22 protein-coding genes are annotated in these 20,615 nt (G+C 55.1%); 20 read left to right on the top strand and 2 right to left on the bottom strand.

Going from position 1 to position 20,615, the window contains the following annotated elements; genetic code table 11:
• Position 1 precedes the first annotated feature (1 nt).
• The 15 genes from ABD982_RS10980 to ABD982_RS10910 all read left to right on the top strand — a co-directional run bounded on the left by ABD982_RS10980 (position 2) and on the right by ABD982_RS10910 (position 12,635).
• Positions 2–898 carry an ABC transporter permease gene (locus ABD982_RS10980; protein WP_345447557.1) on the top strand — a complete coding sequence of 299 codons (897 nt, stop codon included), beginning with the start codon at positions 2–4 and terminating at the stop codon, positions 896–898.
• A 120-nt stretch (positions 899–1,018) separates the two neighbouring features.
• On the top strand, positions 1,019–1,990 hold the full coding sequence (locus ABD982_RS10975) for an ABC transporter ATP-binding protein (RefSeq protein WP_251380524.1): 972 nt from the start codon (positions 1,019–1,021) through the stop codon (positions 1,988–1,990).
• A 2-nt stretch (positions 1,991–1,992) separates the two neighbouring features.
• Entirely contained in the window at positions 1,993–2,889 is an 897-nt protein-coding gene (locus tag ABD982_RS10970) for a hypothetical protein (RefSeq protein WP_345447555.1), read from the top strand.
• Between the two features lie 15 nt (positions 2,890–2,904).
• Positions 2,905–4,257: a sensor histidine kinase gene (locus ABD982_RS10965; RefSeq protein ID WP_345447553.1), complete on the top strand. Its 1,353-nt coding sequence runs from the start codon at positions 2,905–2,907 to the stop codon at positions 4,255–4,257.
• Positions 4,258–4,280: 23 nt separating this feature from the next.
• Positions 4,281–4,973, top strand: a complete 693-nt coding sequence (locus ABD982_RS10960; RefSeq protein WP_345447551.1) for a response regulator — start codon at positions 4,281–4,283, stop codon at positions 4,971–4,973.
• Between the two features lie 38 nt (positions 4,974–5,011).
• Entirely contained in the window at positions 5,012–6,280 is a 1,269-nt protein-coding gene (locus ABD982_RS10955) for a hypothetical protein (protein WP_345447549.1), read from the top strand.
• Positions 6,281–6,301: 21 nt separating this feature from the next.
• On the top strand, positions 6,302–6,655 hold the full coding sequence (locus tag ABD982_RS10950) for a TM2 domain-containing protein (protein ID WP_345447547.1): 354 nt from the start codon (positions 6,302–6,304) through the stop codon (positions 6,653–6,655).
• A gap of 195 nt (positions 6,656–6,850) precedes the next feature.
• Positions 6,851–7,156, top strand: coding sequence for a 30S ribosomal protein S6 (rpsF, locus tag ABD982_RS10945; RefSeq protein ID WP_345447545.1), 306 nt, complete (start codon positions 6,851–6,853; stop codon positions 7,154–7,156).
• A gap of 113 nt (positions 7,157–7,269) precedes the next feature.
• The gene (locus ABD982_RS10940) at positions 7,270–7,947 is read left to right on the top strand and encodes a single-stranded DNA-binding protein (protein WP_345447543.1); all 678 of its coding nucleotides are present in this window, start codon (positions 7,270–7,272) and stop codon (positions 7,945–7,947) included.
• Between the two features lie 106 nt (positions 7,948–8,053).
• Positions 8,054–8,290: a 30S ribosomal protein S18 gene (gene rpsR, locus ABD982_RS10935; protein WP_237203746.1), complete on the top strand. Its 237-nt coding sequence runs from the start codon at positions 8,054–8,056 to the stop codon at positions 8,288–8,290.
• Positions 8,291–8,313: 23 nt separating this feature from the next.
• Positions 8,314–8,763 (top strand): 50S ribosomal protein L9, encoded by a 450-nt coding sequence (rplI, locus tag ABD982_RS10930; RefSeq protein ID WP_251380532.1) that lies wholly within the window; start codon positions 8,314–8,316, stop codon positions 8,761–8,763.
• Between the two features lie 166 nt (positions 8,764–8,929).
• On the top strand, positions 8,930–9,253 hold the full coding sequence (locus tag ABD982_RS10925) for a hypothetical protein (protein ID WP_251380533.1): 324 nt from the start codon (positions 8,930–8,932) through the stop codon (positions 9,251–9,253).
• A 281-nt stretch (positions 9,254–9,534) separates the two neighbouring features.
• Complete coding sequence (locus ABD982_RS10920) at positions 9,535–10,836, top strand: DUF418 domain-containing protein (protein WP_345447537.1); 1,302 nt, start codon at positions 9,535–9,537, stop codon at positions 10,834–10,836.
• A gap of 121 nt (positions 10,837–10,957) precedes the next feature.
• Positions 10,958–11,272 (top strand): DMT family transporter, encoded by a 315-nt coding sequence (locus tag ABD982_RS10915; protein WP_251380535.1) that lies wholly within the window; start codon positions 10,958–10,960, stop codon positions 11,270–11,272.
• Positions 11,273–11,480: 208 nt separating this feature from the next.
• Complete coding sequence (locus ABD982_RS10910) at positions 11,481–12,635, top strand: glycerate kinase (protein ID WP_345447533.1); 1,155 nt, start codon at positions 11,481–11,483, stop codon at positions 12,633–12,635.
• A 62-nt stretch (positions 12,636–12,697) separates the two neighbouring features.
• On the opposite strand, the gene ABD982_RS10905 is transcribed toward ABD982_RS10910, so the two are convergent.
• A complete protein-coding gene (locus ABD982_RS10905) occupies positions 12,698–13,753 on the bottom strand; it encodes an ABC transporter substrate-binding protein (RefSeq protein ID WP_345447530.1) in 1,056 nt (351 codons plus the stop codon).
• 272 nt (positions 13,754–14,025) lie between these two features.
• On the opposite strand from ABD982_RS10905, the gene dnaB reads away from it, so the two are divergent.
• The 5 genes from dnaB to ABD982_RS10880 all read left to right on the top strand — a co-directional run bounded on the left by dnaB (position 14,026) and on the right by ABD982_RS10880 (position 19,164).
• Positions 14,026–15,390: a replicative DNA helicase gene (gene dnaB, locus ABD982_RS10900; RefSeq protein WP_251380538.1), complete on the top strand. Its 1,365-nt coding sequence runs from the start codon at positions 14,026–14,028 to the stop codon at positions 15,388–15,390.
• Positions 15,391–15,566: 176 nt separating this feature from the next.
• Positions 15,567–15,764: a DNA alkylation repair protein gene (locus tag ABD982_RS11350; RefSeq protein WP_425570052.1), complete on the top strand. Its 198-nt coding sequence runs from the start codon at positions 15,567–15,569 to the stop codon at positions 15,762–15,764.
• Positions 15,765–15,788: 24 nt separating this feature from the next.
• The gene (locus tag ABD982_RS10890; RefSeq protein WP_345447524.1) at positions 15,789–16,652 is read left to right on the top strand and encodes a uroporphyrinogen-III synthase; all 864 of its coding nucleotides are present in this window, start codon (positions 15,789–15,791) and stop codon (positions 16,650–16,652) included.
• A 255-nt stretch (positions 16,653–16,907) separates the two neighbouring features.
• Complete coding sequence (locus ABD982_RS10885; protein ID WP_345447522.1) at positions 16,908–18,350, top strand: sensor histidine kinase; 1,443 nt, start codon at positions 16,908–16,910, stop codon at positions 18,348–18,350.
• 97 nt (positions 18,351–18,447) lie between these two features.
• Positions 18,448–19,164, top strand: a complete 717-nt coding sequence (locus ABD982_RS10880; RefSeq protein WP_345447520.1) for a response regulator transcription factor — start codon at positions 18,448–18,450, stop codon at positions 19,162–19,164.
• A 28-nt stretch (positions 19,165–19,192) separates the two neighbouring features.
• Here ABD982_RS10880 and ABD982_RS10875 read toward each other — a convergent pair whose 3' ends face one another.
• A complete protein-coding gene (locus ABD982_RS10875; RefSeq protein ID WP_345447516.1) occupies positions 19,193–20,179 on the bottom strand; it encodes an LLM class flavin-dependent oxidoreductase in 987 nt (328 codons plus the stop codon).
• Positions 20,180–20,615 lie beyond the last annotated feature (436 nt).

Raw genomic sequence — 20,615 nt, 5'->3', positions numbered from 1 at the left:
CATGACCAGCACCACCCTGCCCACCGCACCAACACGATCTTATAAACTCAGCTTCTTTGGCACGTTGCGGTCTGAGTTTCTAAAATTCCGCACCCTGGCAACCAACTGGGTTATGCTCCTGCTGACCATTGCCATCATGATTGGCATGTCTGCCGCCTACGCTACCGCGCTCAACCGTTTCTATCAGCGTGCTCTTGAGACCCAAGCAGCGCTAGAAGCCGGTGGCCCCTCACCCCAGGTGCGCCCCGAATATTCCTTCACCGTGGACCAGGTGCTAGATATGGCACGAAGCATTGGTGGGGTGGGCATGATGTTCGGCTCCATGCTCATTGCCTCCATTGCCGTGGTCTTTATCGGTGCTGAGTACGCCACCCGGCAGATTCACAGCACCATGACAGCGGTGCCGCGCCGCTCGTCCATCTATATTTCTAAGCTCCTGGTGCTCTCAGTCTGGAGTTTTCTGGTCGGTGTCATCTCAGCGGTCGCCGGCTATTTTGTGGCTCAGCCGGTGCTAGACCCCGGTATTTCAGAACAGCTGTCGGTAGGCACGCCCACCGTCCTTAACTGGCTGGGAGTAGGGCTCTACTGCCTGCTTATGAGCTGGATGGGCCTAGGGTTCGGCGCCATCCTGCGCAATAACGCCGGCGGGATTGTGATGGTAGTGGTGCTCATGTTCATCTCAACCATCGTCTTTGGTTTGCTCGCTGAAACAGCGGACTGGGTGGCTGACTTCCAGCCCTACCTGCCCATTAACCTGGGTGAAACCATGACCACCGTAGGTCTACCCGAGGACACCGACATCAACAACCTAGAGGCAGGAATCTGGCTGGGTGTTTGGGCTCTAGTGCCCGCGCTCCTGGGCTGGTTCCGGTTTACCTTTACCGACGCCAAGGGGTAATTATCATCCTCAGGGACGAGAAGAAATACGGCGAACTCAATCCCTGGGCTGATGTGGCAGCAGACGGTTGCTCCTAGTGTTAGTGGTGAAAGAAGAACACGAACCACTAGGAGAAAACGCATGTTAGAAGTTCGTAACCTCACCAAACAATACGGGAACCAAGCCGCTGTAGACGGCATTAGTTTCACCGTACCCGACGGCAGGGTTACAGGTTTTCTTGGCCCCAACGGTGCCGGCAAATCAACCACCATGCGCCTACTGCTGGGTCTTGAGAAGCCCACCAGTGGCACCGCGCTGATCGACGGTAAAAACTACCGCTCCCTGCCCAGCCCACTGACCAGCGTTGGTGCGTTGCTGGATGCTAAGGCTATGCACCCGGGCCGTAGCGGACGCGCCCACCTGCGCTCGCTGGCAGTCACCCACGGGCTACCAGCGTCCCGCGCAGATGAGGTCATTGAAATGACCGGTCTGACCAATGTTGCCAGTAAAAAGGTGCGCGGCTTTTCTCTAGGTATGGGCCAGCGGTTGGGCATTGCTGCAGCTCTGCTGGGTAACCCCCAGAACGTTATTTTGGATGAGCCGGTGAACGGTCTTGACCCTGAGGGCGTTATTTGGGTGCGTAACCTTGCCCGGCACCTGGCGTCCCAGGGCACAAGCGTGCTGATTTCCTCGCACTTGATGAGCGAGATGTCCCAGACTGCCGATGATCTGGTGGTGATTGGGCGCGGCCGCATTCTGGCGAACAGCTCTATGCAGGATTTCTTAGCGCTGGCTAACAACGACCGTGTACTGGTCCGCACCGATGAGCGAGATGACTTTGCTCGCCGCCTTAAAGAACGCTCCGTGGCTTTTGATGCGGTAGAAACCGATGGGCTGCTAGTCCAGGCTCCCACCCGCGATATTGCCCGCCTGGGTGTGGACGCTGGGGTGCTGCTACACGAGATTATCCCGCAGGTTGCCACCCTGGAAGAGGTCTACATGAACATGACCCGTGATGAGGTCGAATACCAGTCGGGAGAGTTTGCTGGACAACCGACACCTGAAATCGCCACTGGCACCCCCTGGGGCACAACCGCTGATAAGGAGAACTAACCATGACTACTGCAACCCTATCGGCAGGAACCCCCCAGGTGTCCGCCCACTTCCCTTCCCACAAGCTCACTTTCTTGGGTGCTGTGCGCGGTGAAGCAATCAAATTCCGCACTCTTGCTACTAACTGGATCATGCTAGCGGTTACTCTGCTCATTATGGTGGGTATGGGAGCTATGTTCGCTGTTGTTATCAACCAGATGTACGAAAGCGCTCTGGCGGCCCAGGAAGCCGTAGCAACAGGTGCAGCCCCTGTCGCCGGCCCGACCGTTGATAACGTCTATAACTACGCTCGTGGGATTGGCGATTCGGGCATGATGTTCGGATCCATGTTGGTGGCCTCTATCGCCGTTGTTTTTATCGGTTCGGAATACGCGAGCCGGCAGATTAACACCACCCTGACGACTGTTCCCCGCCGTACTGCCACTTACCTGGCGAAGCTTCTGGTGCTTTCCTTCTGGACCTTCTTCATCGGCTTTATTTCAGCCGCCCTGAGTTATGGAGTAGCTCAATTGCTCCTCGATAGCGGTATCACCGAGGCCGTGACCGTCAACGGTGATGTCGTGAGTAACTGGGTAGCAGTGGGTCTTTACTGCATGCTCATGAGCTGGATGGGTCTGGGATTCGGCACGCTACTGCGTAACAATGCTGGCGGTATCGTTCTGGTTGTCCTCGTCATGTTCATTCTGACTATCGCCATGAATATGGTTGCTGGAGCATCTGAAATGATTCAGGACTTCGTTCCCTACCTGCCCATGGCACTGGGGCAGACCTTCACTGCTGTAGGGATTGCTGATGATGCAGCTATCACCAATCTTGAAGCCGGACTTTGGCTCTCGGTGTGGTGCCTGATACCTGCTCTATTGGGGTGGGCGCGGTTGGCGCTGACCGACTCTAAATAAAGGTAGCTTTCAGCAATGAATCACCCAACGGTTGATCAGAGCGTTGCCCTTCGTTCAGAGGGGCAACGCCTCATTGCTATGCGCTGGAGTCGCTTCAGCCGGTGGCGCAAAACCCACCCACGAGGCACCAACTGGTTGCTACTGGTACTGAACCTGATACTCACAGCATTTCTCTTGATTATTAGTGCCATCCCCCAGGAATCTCCTGCCGCTTGGGACGTGACTATACTCTGTCTGAGTAATCTAGCTTTCAGTATCAGTATCTTTTGGCGTAAAAAAATACCGCTGACGCTACTGGTGGTATCCACCTTCACAGAATTTTTATACGGACTAACGGTAAATCTCCACAGTAGTTACGTCCTGACCGGGTTTACTTCCATAATCTTCCTTTACACCCTCGCAGCTGAGTCCAGTCTGCCTAAGACCGTCGCGGGCTACTGTATATCAGTGGTGGCATATGCCCTGGGGAATATCCTCTTTCTTTACACCGATACTTCGTTAGAAGTGGCGTCAACGAGTGTGGATGAAAGCCCGGTAGCAACTGTTATGACGCTGGCCTTGATGGTTGCTCTTGGTCTAGCCTTTAACCTGGTGGTTGTGATGATGGGGCGTTTTGCTCATAAAAATAATGAGTTCGACCGTCAAGTAATCGAGCGTTTCGAACAGACTCAGGTGCTAGCTGCCAGTGAGGAGCGAAACCGTATTGCCCGTGAAATGCACGATGTGGTGGCACATTCTCTCACCGTCATGATTACTCTGGCTGATGGTGCAAGAATCGTTGGGCAACGGGACCGCGCCCGGGCTGAAGAAGTGCTCTTAGAACTTTCGAAGACGGGCCGGTCCGCCCTAGCAGATATGAGACGAACCCTGGGCGTTTTGCGCAATCCTGACGGACAAGAGCTTAACTTTTTACCGGCCGAAGGTAGATCTGTTGATGCTCGAGAGAACCTTGAAGAGTTGGTGAATTCCTTTGCTGCTACGGGTCTGCCGGTCACCTTTGACTATGAAGGGGAAGAACTGCCCGCCGACAACAACCTGAGACTGAGTGTTTACCGTATCGTGCAGGAGTCCCTCACTAATGCCCTGCGCTACGCCAAAGACGCTTCACTGGTGAGGGTGAGCGTAAGGGTTCACTTGCCGCACATCGAAGTGAGCGTAATCGACAACGGAAGCACTGCCCCTGAAGGTATACCCAACCCCTCGAATAACCTTGGATCAGGCAAGGGCCTTGCTGGGATACGCGAACGCGCTGCCTTCTACAAAGGTAGTGTGGATGCTGGAAGAAATAATCTAGGAGGGTGGACCACTCGTGTCCGCCTCGTGTGGCAACCGACGGTACCCTCAGCAAGGTTTCCTCATACAGAATAAGAAGCTATAGAAAGACCGTAGACATGTCTGATGCTACAAACCTGCGAGTTCTCCTCGTTGATGATCAGCCGCTCATTCGTCTGGGCTTCCGCCTGGTCTTAGAGGGCGCCGGAATCGATATTGTGGGCGAAGCATCGGATGGCGAGCAGGGTTTAGAATTCGCCCGCCAGCTTCAACCCGATGTTGTGCTGATGGACGTGCGCATGCCGGTCATGAACGGAATTGACGCTACCGGTTACATTTGTCAAAGTACCTCTGCGAAGGTCATTATCTTAACGACCTTCGATATCGATGAGTATGCTTTTGCAGGTTTGCGAGCCGGTGCAAGTGCCTTCTTGCTGAAGGACGCACAACCAGAAGAGCTGGTGAAGGCGGTGTGCTCTGTGGTTAAGGGGGATTCGATTGTGGCCCCTCGTATGACAGCTCGACTGATCGAAGAATATACCAAGACCAAAAAGGTCGATGGTTATATACCTAATCCGTTATATTCAAAAGAAGTGGCTTTGCTGACCCCACGAGAAAAAGATACCGTGCTTGCCATTGCTTGCGGTTTATCCAATACGGAGATCGCTCAGAAGTTCTTTGTCTCTGAAGCAACGGTAAAGAGTCATGTCAGCTCCGTCCTTTCTAAACTAAACCTAAGAGACCGTGTTCAGGTAGCTGTCTTTGCCTACGAGTCCGGCCTGGTTCAGCCAGGCGGTAATAGCTCCGCTTAAAAACCGTAGGGCTAGGTATCTTCCCTTACGATAGATTCATGGGGCAAAAAAAGAAGGACAGCGTGCAGTGGTTAGCCCGCGCTGTGAAGCGTTCACGCTCGCCCCACGTGAGGGAACCCTTAACCACCTCTCTGGGGTTGATAACCAAGATTCCCGGCCATGTGGGGGAACTTTCCGACAGAGCCGCTGGGGTTCTCACCAAGCAGGACTCTCGCAGCATCCGGCGCAGACTCACCATTACTGTTGTTCTCCTCTCTTTGTGTGCAGCGTTCGTTGCGGCCGTGGGTAACTATTACTCTCTGCCACATACTCCCGAGGACACTGCCGAGCGGTACCTCTCAGCCTTAAAAGAGGGCAACTATGTTTCTGGACTAGACCGCTCAGCCTATAGCTCCTTTGATCACACCTACCTTTCTAACTCAGCCTATTCCGCTGCTAAAGGACGCATTGAAGATTTCACTCTTTTAGGGTCTACCTCTACCGGCGGTGAGTATGCCACGGTGTACGCGGAAGTCTCTGTTGACGGGCAGCAACAGGATCTTTCTCTACCGCTAAAATTAGCTACTCGTACCGGCCCCTTCAACGATCTGTGGGAATTCTCTGCCCCCACCTACAAAGCTCTTACCCTCCAGGCACCGGTTGCGCTCAATAACCTGGATATCAACCAAACCTCGGTGAGTTTGCCAGCTAGCCGCCGGGTAAAATCTGAGACTGGGTTTCAGTGGAATATCCCCTTACCCCCGGGTGACTACTCCTTTAGCCTTCCGGATAACTCTTACTACAGGCTCGTTAACCCGCCAACTATTACCGCCCCATTGCCCGGGCACAGTTCTAATCTTCAACCGCTGGACCTTGTTCTGAGGCCATCTCCTCGCATGTGGGAAGAAACCAATACGATCATTGAATCGTGGTTGGAGCGCTGCGAAAGTGCTCGGCGGTTGAACGTTGAAAGTTGCCCCACCAGTGAAACGTACGGTAGTGATAGCACCGCTACCATTACTGATGTCCAGTGGAGACTAATTGATCGCCCCGTCTTTTTTCTGGTGCAGGACGACCAGCGCGCAGACACCTGGCGAGCTAGCCGCTACAGGCCGGCAACCTTTGAAGTCACCTACCTGGCTGATGGTAAAGCCCAGCGAGAAACCATCAATTTTTACATCAGTGCTGAGGTAGTCTCGAATGGAAGCCACGCTGACATTAGCGTTGGTCTGGGCGGTAGCGAAGAGAGCGAAGCTGCCCTGCTGCAAGCTATCACCAGTGAAGATGCCGCTAAATCTACCCTTCAGAAATACGCCGAAACTCTCTAGGCACAACTAAGGCAGGAGCCCATGACCGGTCAACCCGAACACTACCGCCCCACCCCTCTCAATAATGGAGGTCGTGCGCAGAGCTTTGCCCAAGGCCAGCCGGTATATATCGTTCAGGCTAAGTCGGCGGTGGTTGCCTACCTTTTGCTGATTTTCTTCTGGTGGCTGGGTGCCCACAAGTTCTACCTGCGCCAGCCTTTTATGGGGATCACCTACATTGTGCTCAACCTAGTCGCCGGCGGACTCTTTGCTCTGCTTCCGGTTATTTTCTGGATAGCCTACGTGCCAATTGTGTTGATGTTTATCTGGGATCTCTTCACCATGCCCATCCGTATTGGTTTCATCAACTCACTGGCAAGTCAGCGCAAATACTAAACCCTCCGCATGTTGCGGTAAAGGTGCTGTGAGCTACACCCAAAAAACTGTGCCACACCTGCCCAAAAGCCGCGCGCTCCTGTAAGGTTAAGCGAGTCTGTGCCGCACTCGGCCAATCCCCGTTTGCGCCAGGCCGTACGTAATCTCCTGCTATGGAAATCCCATAGCCGCTTAGCCCAAAGGAGGGGTTCAATCATGCGTGCATACGAACTGATGGTTATCCTCAACCCTGAGGTAGAGGACAAGGCTGTAGAGCCCACCCTCTCCAAGTTCCTTGAAATCATTACCAAGGACAACGGCACCGTTGACAATATGGACATCTGGGGCCGCCGCCGTCTGGCATACGAAATCCAGAAGAAGGCTGAAGGCATCTACGCAGTAGTTAACTTCACCGCAACCCCCGAGACTGCAGCAGAGCTGGACCGTGTTCTTAACCTGAACGAATCCGTTATGCGCACCAAGATCATCCGCCCGGAAGATCAGAAGGTCTCATCCAAGTAAGTCTCTTACCCTTCTGAAATTTTTACGGGTAGGTCACTAAAATGTCAGACCCCCGTGCAATACTCAGAAGCACGACACTTATTTGAACAAAATCTTACGACTGGAGGCATCACATGGCTGGCGATACCGTCATTACCGTTATCGGTAACCTGACCGGCGATCCTGAGCTACGCTTCACCCCCAACGGGGCAGCGGTAGCTAACTTCACGATCGCATCGACTCCCCGCAACTTCGACCGCGCATCGGGCGAGTGGAAAGAGGGCGAAACCCTCTTTTTGCGCGCTTCAGTGTGGCGTGAAGCTGCAGAGAACGTCGCCGAGACCCTCAAGAAGGGCATGCGCGTTATTGCGCAGGGCCGTTTGAAGTCTCGCTCGTACGAAACTAAAGAAGGCGAACGCCGTACCAGCATGGAGCTTGAGATCGAAGAAATCGGTCCCTCACTCCGCTTCGCGTCAGCCAACGTCAACCGCAATCAGCGCAACTCCGGGGGTAACTTCGGTGGCAGCGCTGGCGGTTTTGGCGGCGGATCTGACTTTAACCAGGGCGGCGGCTTCAACGCTGGCGCTCAGGGCGGATTCTCTGGCGGCAACGGCTACTCCAATGCTGGCTACGGCCAGCAGCAGGGCGGTCAGGGTGGCTACGGCGCACCTGCTCAACAGCAGCAGAATGCACCGCAGGCAGCTCCTGCCGCCGCACCGCAGTCACCGGCACCTCAGGCTGATCCCTGGGGCGCCCAGTCCGGCGGTAACTACGACTGGGGTAGCGGCGCTGACGACGAGCCGCCCTTCTAAACTCAGCGTTTAGAAGAACGCTCCTAGCGTCCCCTTCACACCAAGAAAATTTATCCACCATCCCGCGGCTCATCCCGCGGGCTCCCAACCAAGAAGGAGCACCACGATGGCTAAGGCTGAACTCCGTAAGCCCAAACCCAAGCAGAACCCGCTCAAGGCTGCAGACGTCACCGTAATCGATTACAAGGACGTCGCACTTCTGCGTAAGTTCATCTCTGATCGCGGCAAGATCCGTGCTCGTCGCGTTACTGGCGTAACCGTTCAGGAACAGCGCAAGATTGCTCTGGCAATCAAGAACGCGCGCGAAGTTGCACTGCTGCCCTACTCCGGCTCAGGCCGCTAAGAAGAGAAGGAAAGTAGAAGAACATGGCTAAAATCATTCTTACTCAGGAAGTCACCGGTCTCGGTGCTGCTGGCGATGTCGTTACCGTAAAGAACGGTTACGCCCGTAACTACCTGCTGCCCCGCGGCTTCGCGGTCACCTGGACTGTTGGTGGCGAGCGTCAGGTTGAGTCAATCCGTGCAGCTCGTGCAGCACGCGTAAAGGCTAACCTTGAGGACGCAAAGGCAACTGCTGCAGCTCTTGCTGGCAAGCACGTTGTTGTCTCCCACAAGGCTGGCGCTGACGGCCGCCTCTTCGGCGCCGTCAAGGCTGAGCACGTTGCTGACGCTATTGCAGCAGCTGGCGCAGGTGATGTTGACAAGCGCACCATCAACCTCGGTTCCGCTATTAAGCGCACCGGCTCATACACCGTCACCGTGCGTCTGCACGAAGACGTTGTTGCCAACGTTGAACTGGACGTTGTAGCTGCGTAATTACTCTATGAGTAGTTACTAGGTTTCACGCTTAGGCTTCAGAAGACACCCTGGCACCCTTATTGGGAGCCGGGGTGTTTTGTTTTTCTCTGCGTTCTTTTCGAGACAGCTTATCTACTGAGGGTGAGATTGGGTGTTTTGAGTTGAGTTTGGCATGCTAGAGGGTATGCCTTCTTCTACCAAAGTTGCTCCTAGATTACGCAAAGCGCCGAGCACCCAGATGTTGATTGCTGCTGCGGTGACTGAAGGGGTTGCTGTTCTTAGCTTGGTTTTAGCATTTACCGTCAATGTTGGTTCGCCGTCCACGGTGTTAGCCACTTTCTTGGGGTTTATGATTCTTAGCGTGCTGGCAGCAACCCTGGCGTTTACTCTGGCCCTCACGGGACTTATCCGGTATTCACGGTACAGCAGCTGGTTTCTTGCCGTGCTGGTGGTCTCTCTGCTGGCTAATCCGGTGCTGTGGTTCTTTCTGATAGGTACTTTCTTCTAATAAACCCTCTTAAAATACTCAGCTTCTTATCAGCTAACTCCAAAGCAAGTATAAGCATAAGCTTGTTAAATAGACGTAGTGGTTCGAAAGAATCAAGAAGCGAATGTGTGTGCTTCAGTAACAGGTAATGCTGAACCTGTGGACAAGAGCGGTGAGACCGGTATGGGGGTCTCACCGCTCTTATTTTTTTAATACCCCCTTCCTAGTTCCCTCTGGTGGGGGAGGTCTTCCTCTGTGGCAGCACCATAGACTGGGGGTAATTTCTATGAAAGGAACCAGCCATGCACACCGGGGAAGACCAGACGCGCGCTCTACCCTCAGCACAAACTTCGTCACCATCAGCGGCTTCAGCGAGTCAGCGGCGCATGGTGGTGCCTGATATCGCTCGTGGTGTCATGCTCTGGGGCATTGCAATAGCAAATGTTGCCACTGCGTGGGTCGTTACCGGCGGGGGTCAAATGACTACTACTGGGCGCGTCGTTAATGGCAGCTGGTGGGACGCCCTGGCCATCATGTTCACCACCTCCTTTGTTCACTCCCGCGGCTTCCCGATGTTTGCCACTCTGCTGGGGTTTGGCCTGGGAATCATTGCGATGAGTCTTTATCGGCGAGGTTATCCGCTGGGTGCTGCCCGCGGTGTGCTGGCGCGACGTTACGGTTTGCTGTCTGTCTTTGGTATTCTGCACGCTGTCTTTCTCTTCTGGGGCGACATTATGGTTGCCTATGGCTTGATGGGGCTTGTTCTCATTACCCTGATTGGCGTACGTACCAAAATCCTGCTGTGGATAGCCGGATCTATGTTCACACTGACCTGTTTGATGGGCGTGGTGGGGTCACTGTTCATGACCTCAGTTTTAGGGAGTGACTGGCTCTCAACGTCAGCGGATGCAGAACTGCTCCTGGGGTCTTCTGAAACCTACGGTAGGGTCATGCTCACCGGTCTGCTCATGATGCTGATGAATCTACTGGGTTTCCCGGTGCAAGCTTTTATGCTCTTACCCTTAGTCATTATTGGTTTTGTGGCTGCGCGTGAGGGTGTCCTGGCTGATCCTGCACGCTATAGGAAAGTGCTGGTCTGGACGGCTACTTTTGGGGCAGTGGTTGCTGTGGGCACGGGCGTCCCAGCGGGCCTTGAAGCAATTGGTGTGCTGGATACCGGTATCTTTGCGGTGCTGACCATGACTCTGGGTACGGCTGCTGGCCCCGGCTTTATCGCTCTTCTTGCCCTGTTGCTAAACGGTGCACAGCAGAAAGCGGACGCCGGGCAAAAACTCTCAGCTCCACTGTGGGCGCTATCTGCTCTGGGGCGTCGTTCGATGACTGGCTATGTGCTGCAGTCCGTTATCTTCTTAATCGTTTTTGCTCCCTTTGCCCTGGGGCTCTTCGCACATGCGGGTGCCGGACTACTCTTGCTGGTGGGTACCGGCGGCTGGCTACTGACCCTCGGCTTTGCTTGCCTGCTTGAAGCAATGGGCAAGAAGGGGCCCTTTGAGGCGGTTCACCGCCGACTATCTTATGGCAAGAAGGGGCTGGTTCGTCAGTGGGTACCTCAGTACCCTTCAGCGCCCTCGTCTTCTCTCTAGATAAAGGCTTGCTAGACTGAATGAGCCTGGACGAGGGAGCCGTACCCGGTCTGCCACCGCTACTGAGCTGGCAGTAAAGCACGACGGCCACTCACCTTTCTTATTACTGTAAGGAGTAGCCGTGCACTGGCTCATTCTCGTCATTTCTGGTCTTTTTGAAGCGGTATGGGCAACTGCCCTGGGGAAATCTGAGGGCCTTACACGCCTCACACCTTCCCTGGTTTTTGTGGTGGGGCTGGTGCTCAGCATGCTGGGTCTTGCCTACGCAATGCGGGAGCTATCTACAGGCACCGCCTATGCAGTGTGGGTGGGAATTGGGGCCACAGTAACCGTTTTCTACGCTATGGCAACGGGGACTGAACCGGTTTCTCTTGCCAAGATGCTCTTTTTGCTGATGATCATTTCGGGCATTGTGGGGCTGAAACTGGTTTCCTAGCTTCTGCACAGGTGGATTTATGCTGGCACACAAACACCTCTGCCATACTTGAGGTACAAGGTTCGAGAGAGCTTCAAGAAACGTAGGTTTCTTGCATGAGTGTCCTTTCATGTGTATGTGTGTGTAATAGAAAACGCCTTGCCGGCAGTACAGCTGGCAGGGCGTTTTCTCATTAACCTATGGCTGGTGAGCGGGCATAATGAGGTGCATGGATGTTCTAATAGCAGTCGATAAATTCAAGGGAACCCTCAGCGGCAAGGATCTCGCAGAAACTCTAGCTGCCGGCATAAGGCGGATTGATAGGTCGCTGAACCCGGTCATCTGCCCTATCGCCGACGGTGGGGACGGGACGGTAGACGCTGCTCTTGCTGCCGGGTACACCGAGGTGACGTGTCAGGTGACCGGCCCTCTCCCGTCCATTGAGGGCCTAGCTCAGGTTGAGGCTCGGTATGCCTTTGATGAAGCAACATTGACCGCAGTAATAGAAATCGCTGAAGCTGCGGGTATTTGGCGTCTACGTCAGCACCAGCTGGACACATGGAATGCCACGTCTTACGGGGCTGGCGAACTGGTGCGTCACGCCCTGGAAATTGGCGCTAAAACCCTGGTTATTGGTGTGGGAGGGTCTGCCACTACCGATGGCGGTGCTGGTCTCATGCAGGCATTGGGTGCCTCTTTGAGGGATGCTGACGGGCAGGAGCTTACCCCCGGCGGTGGCGCTCTTGCGTCTCTGGATGTCCTGGATTTTTCCGGTCTTGGCGCACGGTTAGATGAGGTTCAAATCTTTGTCGCCTGTGATGTCACCAACCCCCTGACTGGCAGCAATGGAGCTGCCTCAGTCTATGGGCCCCAGAAGGGTGCCAGTGAAGAACAGGTAAACCTGCTCGACCAAAATTTACAAAAACTAGCTATATCAGTTGAGCAAGAGCTTAATGTTTCACGTGGAACTTATGCAGATGCACGCGGCGCGGGCGCTGCTGGTGGGCTGGGCTTTGCCTGCCTATCGGTGTTGGGTGCTACCATGCGCCCCGGCACAGAGGTCTGTTTCGAACTCACTGGGTTTACCCAAAAATTACCTGCAGCAGACATCGTCATTACCGGGGAGGGTAAGCTGGATACTCAAACTTTGCAGGGAAAAGGCCCCGCGGGGGTGGCACGGGAGGCTAAGGAACAGGGGAAAACGGTGCTTGCCGTCTGCGGGCTTAACGAGCTAGAAGAGGACGCCTGGAGGCAGGCGGGCTTTGATGACGTCTATTCGGTGGTGGGTGCCGGAGCCAGCCTCGAAGAATCCTTGGCTGATCCGCGCCGTTTTGTGGAGCAACTGGGTGAGGCAATCGCCAGAGACTACCTCACCGGTCGCTAAGAAATGGGCGCTATTTGTGGCATTGGTGCACCCTGCCCCCGATGCAGATGTGAACGCCGTTCTTAGGCGGCGCGGGTGTGTGCCACTGCGTCAGCTAGATTTTCCAAAAGAGTAGTTTCTTCAAGAATCCAGGCGACCGAGAGCGGGGAGGCTGCCGAGAGAGCAAGCCCCGGGTGCTTGTCATCTTCAAAAATCACCGCGTCATTCTTGAGAGCTGGCATCTGAGCAAAGAGCTTGTTCTCGCGCACTGCTGCTTCTTCATCGGAAGAATTAGTCCAAGCCCATAGGGCATCGCACTCTACGGTATCGAGTACCTCAGAAGAAATGTTCAAGAAAACGGATTCTGCCCCGGTCTCATGTTCCACAATGTAGGGTGCATTAACCATACCCAGCGATTTAAAGAACTGAGGGCGGGAATCCTTGGAGGTATAAGCGCCAAAGGTGTTCTGCTCCGCGTCAAAGTAACCTGCCATGAAGCTAGCTCCCTTGATGGTAGGGAAGTCTTCGACCTTCTGCGCTATCAGCTTTTCGGTATCCTTGATGACTTGAGCGGCATCGTCCTCACGGCGTAGCATGGCACCCGCCATTTCAAGACACTGCTGCCAGCTGGTTTCATAAGCACCTACTCCCTCGGGGGCGGGGACCACCGGGGCAATTGCGGCCAGCTTGTCATAAACCTCCTGGGAAGTATCGCCGTAGGGCACAAAAATGGCGTCTGGATCAAGCTTTGCCAGCTCTTCATAGTTGGGTCCATCGGTTTCTGAGTAGCGGGTGATGTCATCAAGGTTTCCACCCAGCTCAGATAACTTGGCGTCGAACCAATCCGTGGAATCATTACTGTTCTGACCCCAGCTCACCAGCGGAACACCCGCCGGAATGATCCCCAGAGCCAGCAGGACGTCGGGGTTCTTCCAGGGTTGCACCACGGCAATGTGCTGAGGAACCTGCTTGAAGGTTGTGCTGCCGAAGGCATGCTTGACAGTGTATTCACCACCGGTATCTGCAGACGGTGCGGTGGAACTCGCCGAATCACCTGATCCGGTGGAACAGGCTGAGAGCAGGCCAGCGGTGGCAGTAGCTAGTGAGAGCTGCAAAAAGCGAGCGCGTGAAATTTTCATCGGTCCTCCGGATGTATAAGGTTTACCTAACCTAGAAGGAACTATAACCTAATTTCCTCAGGAAAGATGCATTTGATGCCCTCCCTGATTTGGCTGCCTCGTCGACGCGATGCTTTGGGTTTTGCTGATATTTACCCTGGTGCAAATAACCGGCATCCTTTGGCGGAAAAAGGGGTTAAAAGCGCACCCTTTATACCTTTTTGGGTAGAGAACTTTCGCGGGCCAGGTGAGATGATAGAGGTTCATCAAAGATCATTTATAAGGGGTTTGCCGTGTCTGAAAGCCAGTCTGAGTTTGTTCGTACTCCACCGCACGATGACACCGCCGAACAGTCGGTGCTGGGCGGCATGATGCTGTCTAAGGACGCTATCGCTGACGTTGTTGAGGTCATTGGTGGCGGTGCTGATTTTTATAAACCTGCCCACGAGGGTATCTATGAGGCCATTATTCACCTCTACGGGCACGGTGAACCGGCTGATGCAATCACGGTTGCCGATGAGCTGACCAAACGCGGTGAGCTGAACCGGGTGGGTGGTGCAGCCTATCTGCACAGCCTGATTGCTAGCGTCCCTACAGCCGCTAACGCTGGTTTTTATGCTGAAATTGTTGCCGAGCGCGCCATGCTGCGCCGCCTGGTGGAGGCTGGCACTAAGATTGTGCAGATTGGCTACAGTGGTGATGGTGAAGCTGAGGACCTGGTCAACCGGGCACAGGCTGAGATTTACGGTGTCTCGAGCAATAACACCAAAGAAGATTATGTGGTGCTGTCTGAGGCGATGAACTCGACTGTCGATGAGATTGAAGCTAACGGTTCTCGTGCCGGTGGCATCCACGGTGTACCAACCGGTTTCATTGAATTTGATGAGCTCACCGCCGGTCTGCAGGCGGGCCAGATGATTGTAATTGCGGCGCGCCCGGCCATGGGCAAATCCACATTCGCATTAGATATCGCCAGGTCAGCGGCTATTAAGCACAATATGACCACTGTTTTCTTCTCCCTGGAAATGGGCCGCAATGAGATTGCGATGAAGATTCTTTCTGCTGAGGCGGGCATCAACCTATCCGATTTGCGGAAGGGCAAGCTGGACGATGACCAGTGGGCAAAAATTGCTACGGCTATGGGCAAAATGGATAGCGCCCCGCTCTTTATCGACGATTCACCCAACATGACTCTCATGGAAATTCGCGCTAAGGCCCGCCGCCTGAAGCAGAAGAATAACCTCAAGCTGATTGTGCTGGACTATCTGCAGCTGATGAGCTCGGGTAAGAAGGTCGAATCACGTCAGCAGGAAGTCTCGGAGTTCTCCCGTGCCCTGAAGCTGATGGCTAAGGAGCTTGAGGTGCCGGTCATTGCCCTGTCCCAGCTCAACCGTGGCTCAGAACAGCGCACGGACAAGAAACCGCAGGTTTCAGATCTTCGCGAAAGTGGATCCATAGAGCAAGATGCGGATATGGTGATCCTTCTGCACCGCGAGGACTACTACGAGAAAGAGTCCACGCGTGCAGGTGAGGCTGACGTGATTGTGGCTAAGCACCGTAACGGCCCCACTAAGACCATCGCGGTTGCGTTCCAGGGTCACTACTCCCGTTTTGCCAACATGGTGCACGATTCCTACGGAGGTTCGGAGAGTTTCTAACCCTGACCACCGTCACTGCCGGACGCCCGCTGTTAACTTCACTGCGGGCGTCCTGCTTTCTATCTGCCTCTAACGACCACTCGAAAGACCACCCTCACGAACTTCACTGACCACGTCCAGGTTTTTGAGCAAGCCGCTGCTCAGATGCGGGTGCAGAACCCCGACCAGGCACCGTCCTGCTTGAAGAAATCCTCATCAAGAACTTCGGTTCCACAGAGTTCTTCATTAACAAAGCGATTGGTGGGGCGTTGCGCCAGCACTCCATAACAGACCCTGTTTGGGTAGCTAACTTCATCACCCGTCACAGCCAGCATATGGTCCTTCTGAGCATCCGTGAGGGCGCTAAACGACTGCCTAAAAGTCTCAAAAGATAAGGGTGTGGGCGGTACGGTAGGGGTATGAGCACTTTTGATCCTGTAACACCCCAGACCGAAACTACTGGCGTACTCACCGGTAAAACTATCGGTATTACTGCCTCCCGCAAGGCTGAAGAGCAAGCTGCCGCTTTTGAGCGTAGCGGGGCGCAGGTTCTGCTGGCTCCTACCGTGCGGATTGTGCCGGTCGAGGACGACGCTGCCCTTCTAGAGATAACTGAACAGGTTATTGCCAGCCCACCCCAGGTCCTCCTGATCACCACCGGTTACGGGCTGAACGGTTGGCTGGAGGCAGCGCGCGCTCGCGGACGTGAGGCAGATCTTTTGGCGGCTTTAGAAGGTGCTGAAATTTTGGTGCGCGGCGCTAAAGGTAGAGGAGCGGTGCGTGCCCTGGGCTGGCAGGACGCCGGCATGGCAGCAGAGGAACGTACCTCGGCGCTGGTGGATTTGGCGTTAGAGCGCGGTGTCACCGGCAAACATCTAGTGATTCAGCAGCACGGTTCCCCAGACACCGCGCAGGAAGACCGCCTGGTTCGGGCGGGTGCCACGGTGACTGCGGCGGTGCCCCACCGGTGGGAAGCCCCTGAAGAACCGCAGCGGGTTCAGCAACTTCTTGATGAAACTCTTGCCGGGCGGGTGGACGCCATTACTTTTACTGCCGCCCCGGCGGTAGTTGCTCTTTTTGATGCTGCCCGCGCCGCCGGCGTCCTAGATGCCCTGGTGCAGAAGTTTAAAACCTCGGTGATGGCAGCCTCTGTGGGTCCGGTGACTTCTGAGCCGCTAGAAGCTGAGGGGATTACTCCGCTGGCCCCCGAACGCTACCGACTGGGTGCCCTGATTAAAGAACTCACCGGCGCGCTCTCTGCGCCGGGCACCCAGCACGAGTAGGGGTAGCTGCGCCTTTCTATTGATGGTGCGCATCTTTGGGGTGCGTGTGCTCAACGGCTGAAACGGTTTTGATGCGGTCACCATTATTATGTTGGGCGCGGTTGCCGGCCGCGTGATCATCGGAGATCCACCCTTGCCGCTGACGGGGTGGGGGGAGTCGACCGGGTGCAAAGGTAGAGCTAGGTCTACCCAGCGGTTTCTAAGAGTAGAGCCCGCCCCACTGTGCAACTGCCCGCTGGGCGAAAGAATAGAAGCATGACAACCGAACACACCTTTACATCCCCATCACCTGCTCCTTCAGACCCCACCCCTGCAGACACCGCCGCTCATCTCCCGAGCACCGGCCAAGCAACGGGCGATACGGCGTCTACGCCGCAGCACCTCAACAGCACCTGGCGTCGCCTCGCCAACCCTCTCTATATTTTCAGTACTACACCATGGACAGCGCTCGCTGTGCTCGTGGTTCAGGGGCTGATTGCCACGGCTTTCATTACTGTTACAGCCAGCATTATCGGCGTCCTGGCACTTCCCCTCATCGCTATCGGCTTTGGCTACTATGAGCGCTGGCGTCTGAAAGCAACCGGTTTTGGGCTTATACCCAACGGCCATGTGAACTTCCCCGATAACAGGGGTTTCGATCAGCTGCTCTTCCGCTACAAGGAGGTTGCTACTTGGCGGGAGGTTGGCTCGCTACTCATCACCACTTTGTGGGGTAGTGTCGCCGGTGTTTTGGTGACCTTGCAGGTGGCGGCCATTGGTTCTCTGGCGTGGCTGGGTTACCTCATTGGTCAGGCGCAGCAGGTCTATCGTCCTTCTGAAGGGGTTGACATCTTTGACTTTTTCGTTGCGACATCTACTTCTCCTGAGGTGATGGTCTCTAACGGCTATTCACTGATCGACCCGGCCCTCTGGTGGGTTCCAGTGGCTGCTATCCCCTTTGCTCTTGTTCTTTTCGCTTACCTTAACGGTGTACTAGCGGCTAGCGGTGCCAGCCTATCCAAGCTGGTTCTCTCTCCTCGTCCTGAGGAATTCGAGCGTCAGACTGCCAAACTGGCTGAGTCCCGTACCAAGATTGTCGATGCTTTTGAGGGAGAACGCCGCCGCATTGAACGTAACTTGCACGACGGCGTGCAGCAGGAGCTGGTCAACCTTAACCTACGCCTGGGTCTGGCGGAACTAGAGGCGAAGAATCTAGCTGCTGAAACCAAAAGCGAAAGAGCTGATGCGGTACACGGGCATATCGTGCAGGCTCGCACTCAGCTATCCCACGCTCAGACCACCCTGCGTGACACGGTCCGCGGTATTTACCCGGCTGTCCTTGAAGACCACGGCCTGCGTGCAGCTTTAGAGGAGCTGACCCGCCACAGCGTCCTGCCCCTGCATCTGGTCTACGATGCTCCCGCTCGTCTGCCCCGCGACATTGAGCGCACCGCCTACTACACAGTCAATGAAGCGCTGACCAATACGGTTAAGCATGCTGTTGCTTCCCGTCTAGTGGTCACTGTGCACCAGTCCGGTGATTCACTGGTCGTGATTTCTGAGGACGATGGCCGTGGTGGAGCTACCCCAGATGCTGGCACTGGTCTATCCGGTCTAACGGAGCGTGCAGCTGCAATCGACGGTACGGTGCAGGTGACCTCACCGGTAGAAGGTGGCACCCGCATCACTCTGGTGCTTCCCCTACTGGTTCGATCCTAAATCCCTCAAACCCCTTACAGGTGGTGTTTCGTATGAAGCGCCACCTGCTCGGGCATGTAAAACTCGTTCTAAGACCGCCTACCGAAGGGCCCCATCTATGCGTATCATCCTTGCCGAAGACTCCACCCTCTTGCGGGAGGGGCTGAAGATGGTCTTGGGCGCTCTAGGGCACACTGTAGTTGCTGAAGTAGCAGATGCTCCCGCGCTCCTTGCAGCCGTCACTGCTGCAGCATCGCAGTCGCCCTCTGCCCCGGCGGTAGATGCGGTTATTACCGATGTGCGCATGCCACCTACCCATACTTCAGACGGTTTGAAGGCCGCTTTACAGCTCCGAGAGATCTATCCGGAGCTTCCCATCCTGGTGCTCTCGCAGTACATCACCACCGCTTACGCCCGAGAGCTTTTTGCCAGCGGAGCTGCTGGTCTGGGGTACCTCCTCAAGGACAGGGTGGGGGATATTGAGGAGTTCGCTGCCGCCTTGGAGGCAATAGCTACCGGCGGCACTGTTATTGACCCGGACGTTGTGCAGCACCTACTAGGTGGGGGCACCTCTAATCAAGGTTTGGCTACTTCTGAAGCTGACAAGCCCACAGCAGGGCACGGTGGCGGTGCGCTCGCAGCCCTTTCACCGCGCGAGCTAGAGATTCTCAGGTTAATGGCGCAGGGCTGTTCTAACGCTGAGATTGAAGCTGCCCTTTTCATTTCCCCGGCAACGGTGGCTAAGCACGTGGGGAATATCTTCGACAAGCTAGGGCTACCAGCTGATACCGGTAACCGGCGGGTGCGTGCTGTCTTGGCTTTTTTGAGGGGCTAGCTATATCTAAGGGGTTGATCCCTGAGGTTTATGACCGGTGAATCATTGCCTCAGCAAGAATTTCCAGCCCACGGTGGGCCCGCTCCGTGCTGGGGGAGAGATTTGAAATCATGATTTCGTCTGCCTGCACCATGCCTGCAAAGCGGGTGAGGTAGTCACGAACATCCTCAGCGGTACCCAGGGCGGTGTAGCGTAGCATCTCTAGAATTTGCTGTCCCTGGGCTGAATGCACCAGTAGATCGAGCTGGGCATCTGTCATTTCTTGGTCGCCACGGTTCATCATGGCTTTCACGCGTTGGCGGTGAGATTCCACCTGCTGCTCTTTAGCCTCGTCCATGCTGTCAGCGGCAATGACGTTAGCTGCCGCGATGACGTAGGGTTCATCCAACTGTTCTGAGGGTTGGAAGCGGTCACGGTAGACCCTGATAGCAGCTTCTAGGTGCGTGGGGGCAAAGTGGGAGGCAAAGGCATAGGGCAGACCTAGCGCTGCAGCAAGGGATGCCCCAAAGAGGGAGGACCCCAGAATGTAGAGGGGTACATTGGTGCCGTTTCCGGGAGTTGCGTGGACACCGGGGATTTGGGTGTTGCCAGTCAGGTAGCCCTGAAGTTCTTTGACGTCCTGAGGGAAGCGCTCAGCATCATTGGGGCTACGGCGCAGAGCTTGTAAGGTGCGCATATCGGTGCCGGGCGCGCGGCCAAGCCCCAGGTCGATACGCTCGGGGTACATTTCAGCGAGGGTACCGAACTGTTCAGCGATAGTAAGAGGTGCATGGTTGGGTAGCATGATGCCGCCTGCTCCCAGGCGGATCGTTGAAGTATGAGCACCTACGTGGGCAATGAGAACGGCAGGTGCTGAGGACGCGATGGTTTTCATGTTGTGGTGCTCTGCGTACCAGATTCGTTCATAGCCCAACTTCTCTGCCAGCTGCGCCATGTCTACAGATCTCTTAAAGCTATCTGCCGGGCGCTCCCCGGGAAAGATTGAGGCGAAGTCTAATAACGATAGGACGGTCATGGCGGTGCTCCTTATAAGGTACTGGGATATATGTCTTTGTAACGCTGGTGTGGGCCCTAACATTCCTGGGAGCTAAAGAGTGTGCAGTTCTTTGGCGGGCTCTGGGTGGAAATTAGATGGTTTTTGGGGGCTTAGCGGGAGGAAACTAGGGTGATAGGGTGAAGTTTTGAAGAAATTATTATGTACTGGGTCATAGATTTAAGCCATAGACCCACCCCACACTAACTCTCTGACCAGTACAAACGTAGACCACTCCCAGCCCAAGGGCACTCAAAACCACCCCTTGGCAGCCCTTCGCGGGGCAAAAAGGCTCTTTTTCGAGTTGCGCCCCTGTTTGAACCTGCGTAAAGTATTACCAGTCGCCGCGGCACAGGGATAAAAACCTGAAGGCCACGGAAGGACAAAACGCCTAATCACATAGTGTTTCCCACTGCTT

It is taken from the genome of Rothia endophytica, assembly GCF_039543885.1.
GTDB lineage: Bacteria > Actinomycetota > Actinomycetes > Actinomycetales > Micrococcaceae > Rothia > Rothia endophytica.
This window is presented reverse-complemented; position numbering and strand designations above follow the sequence as displayed.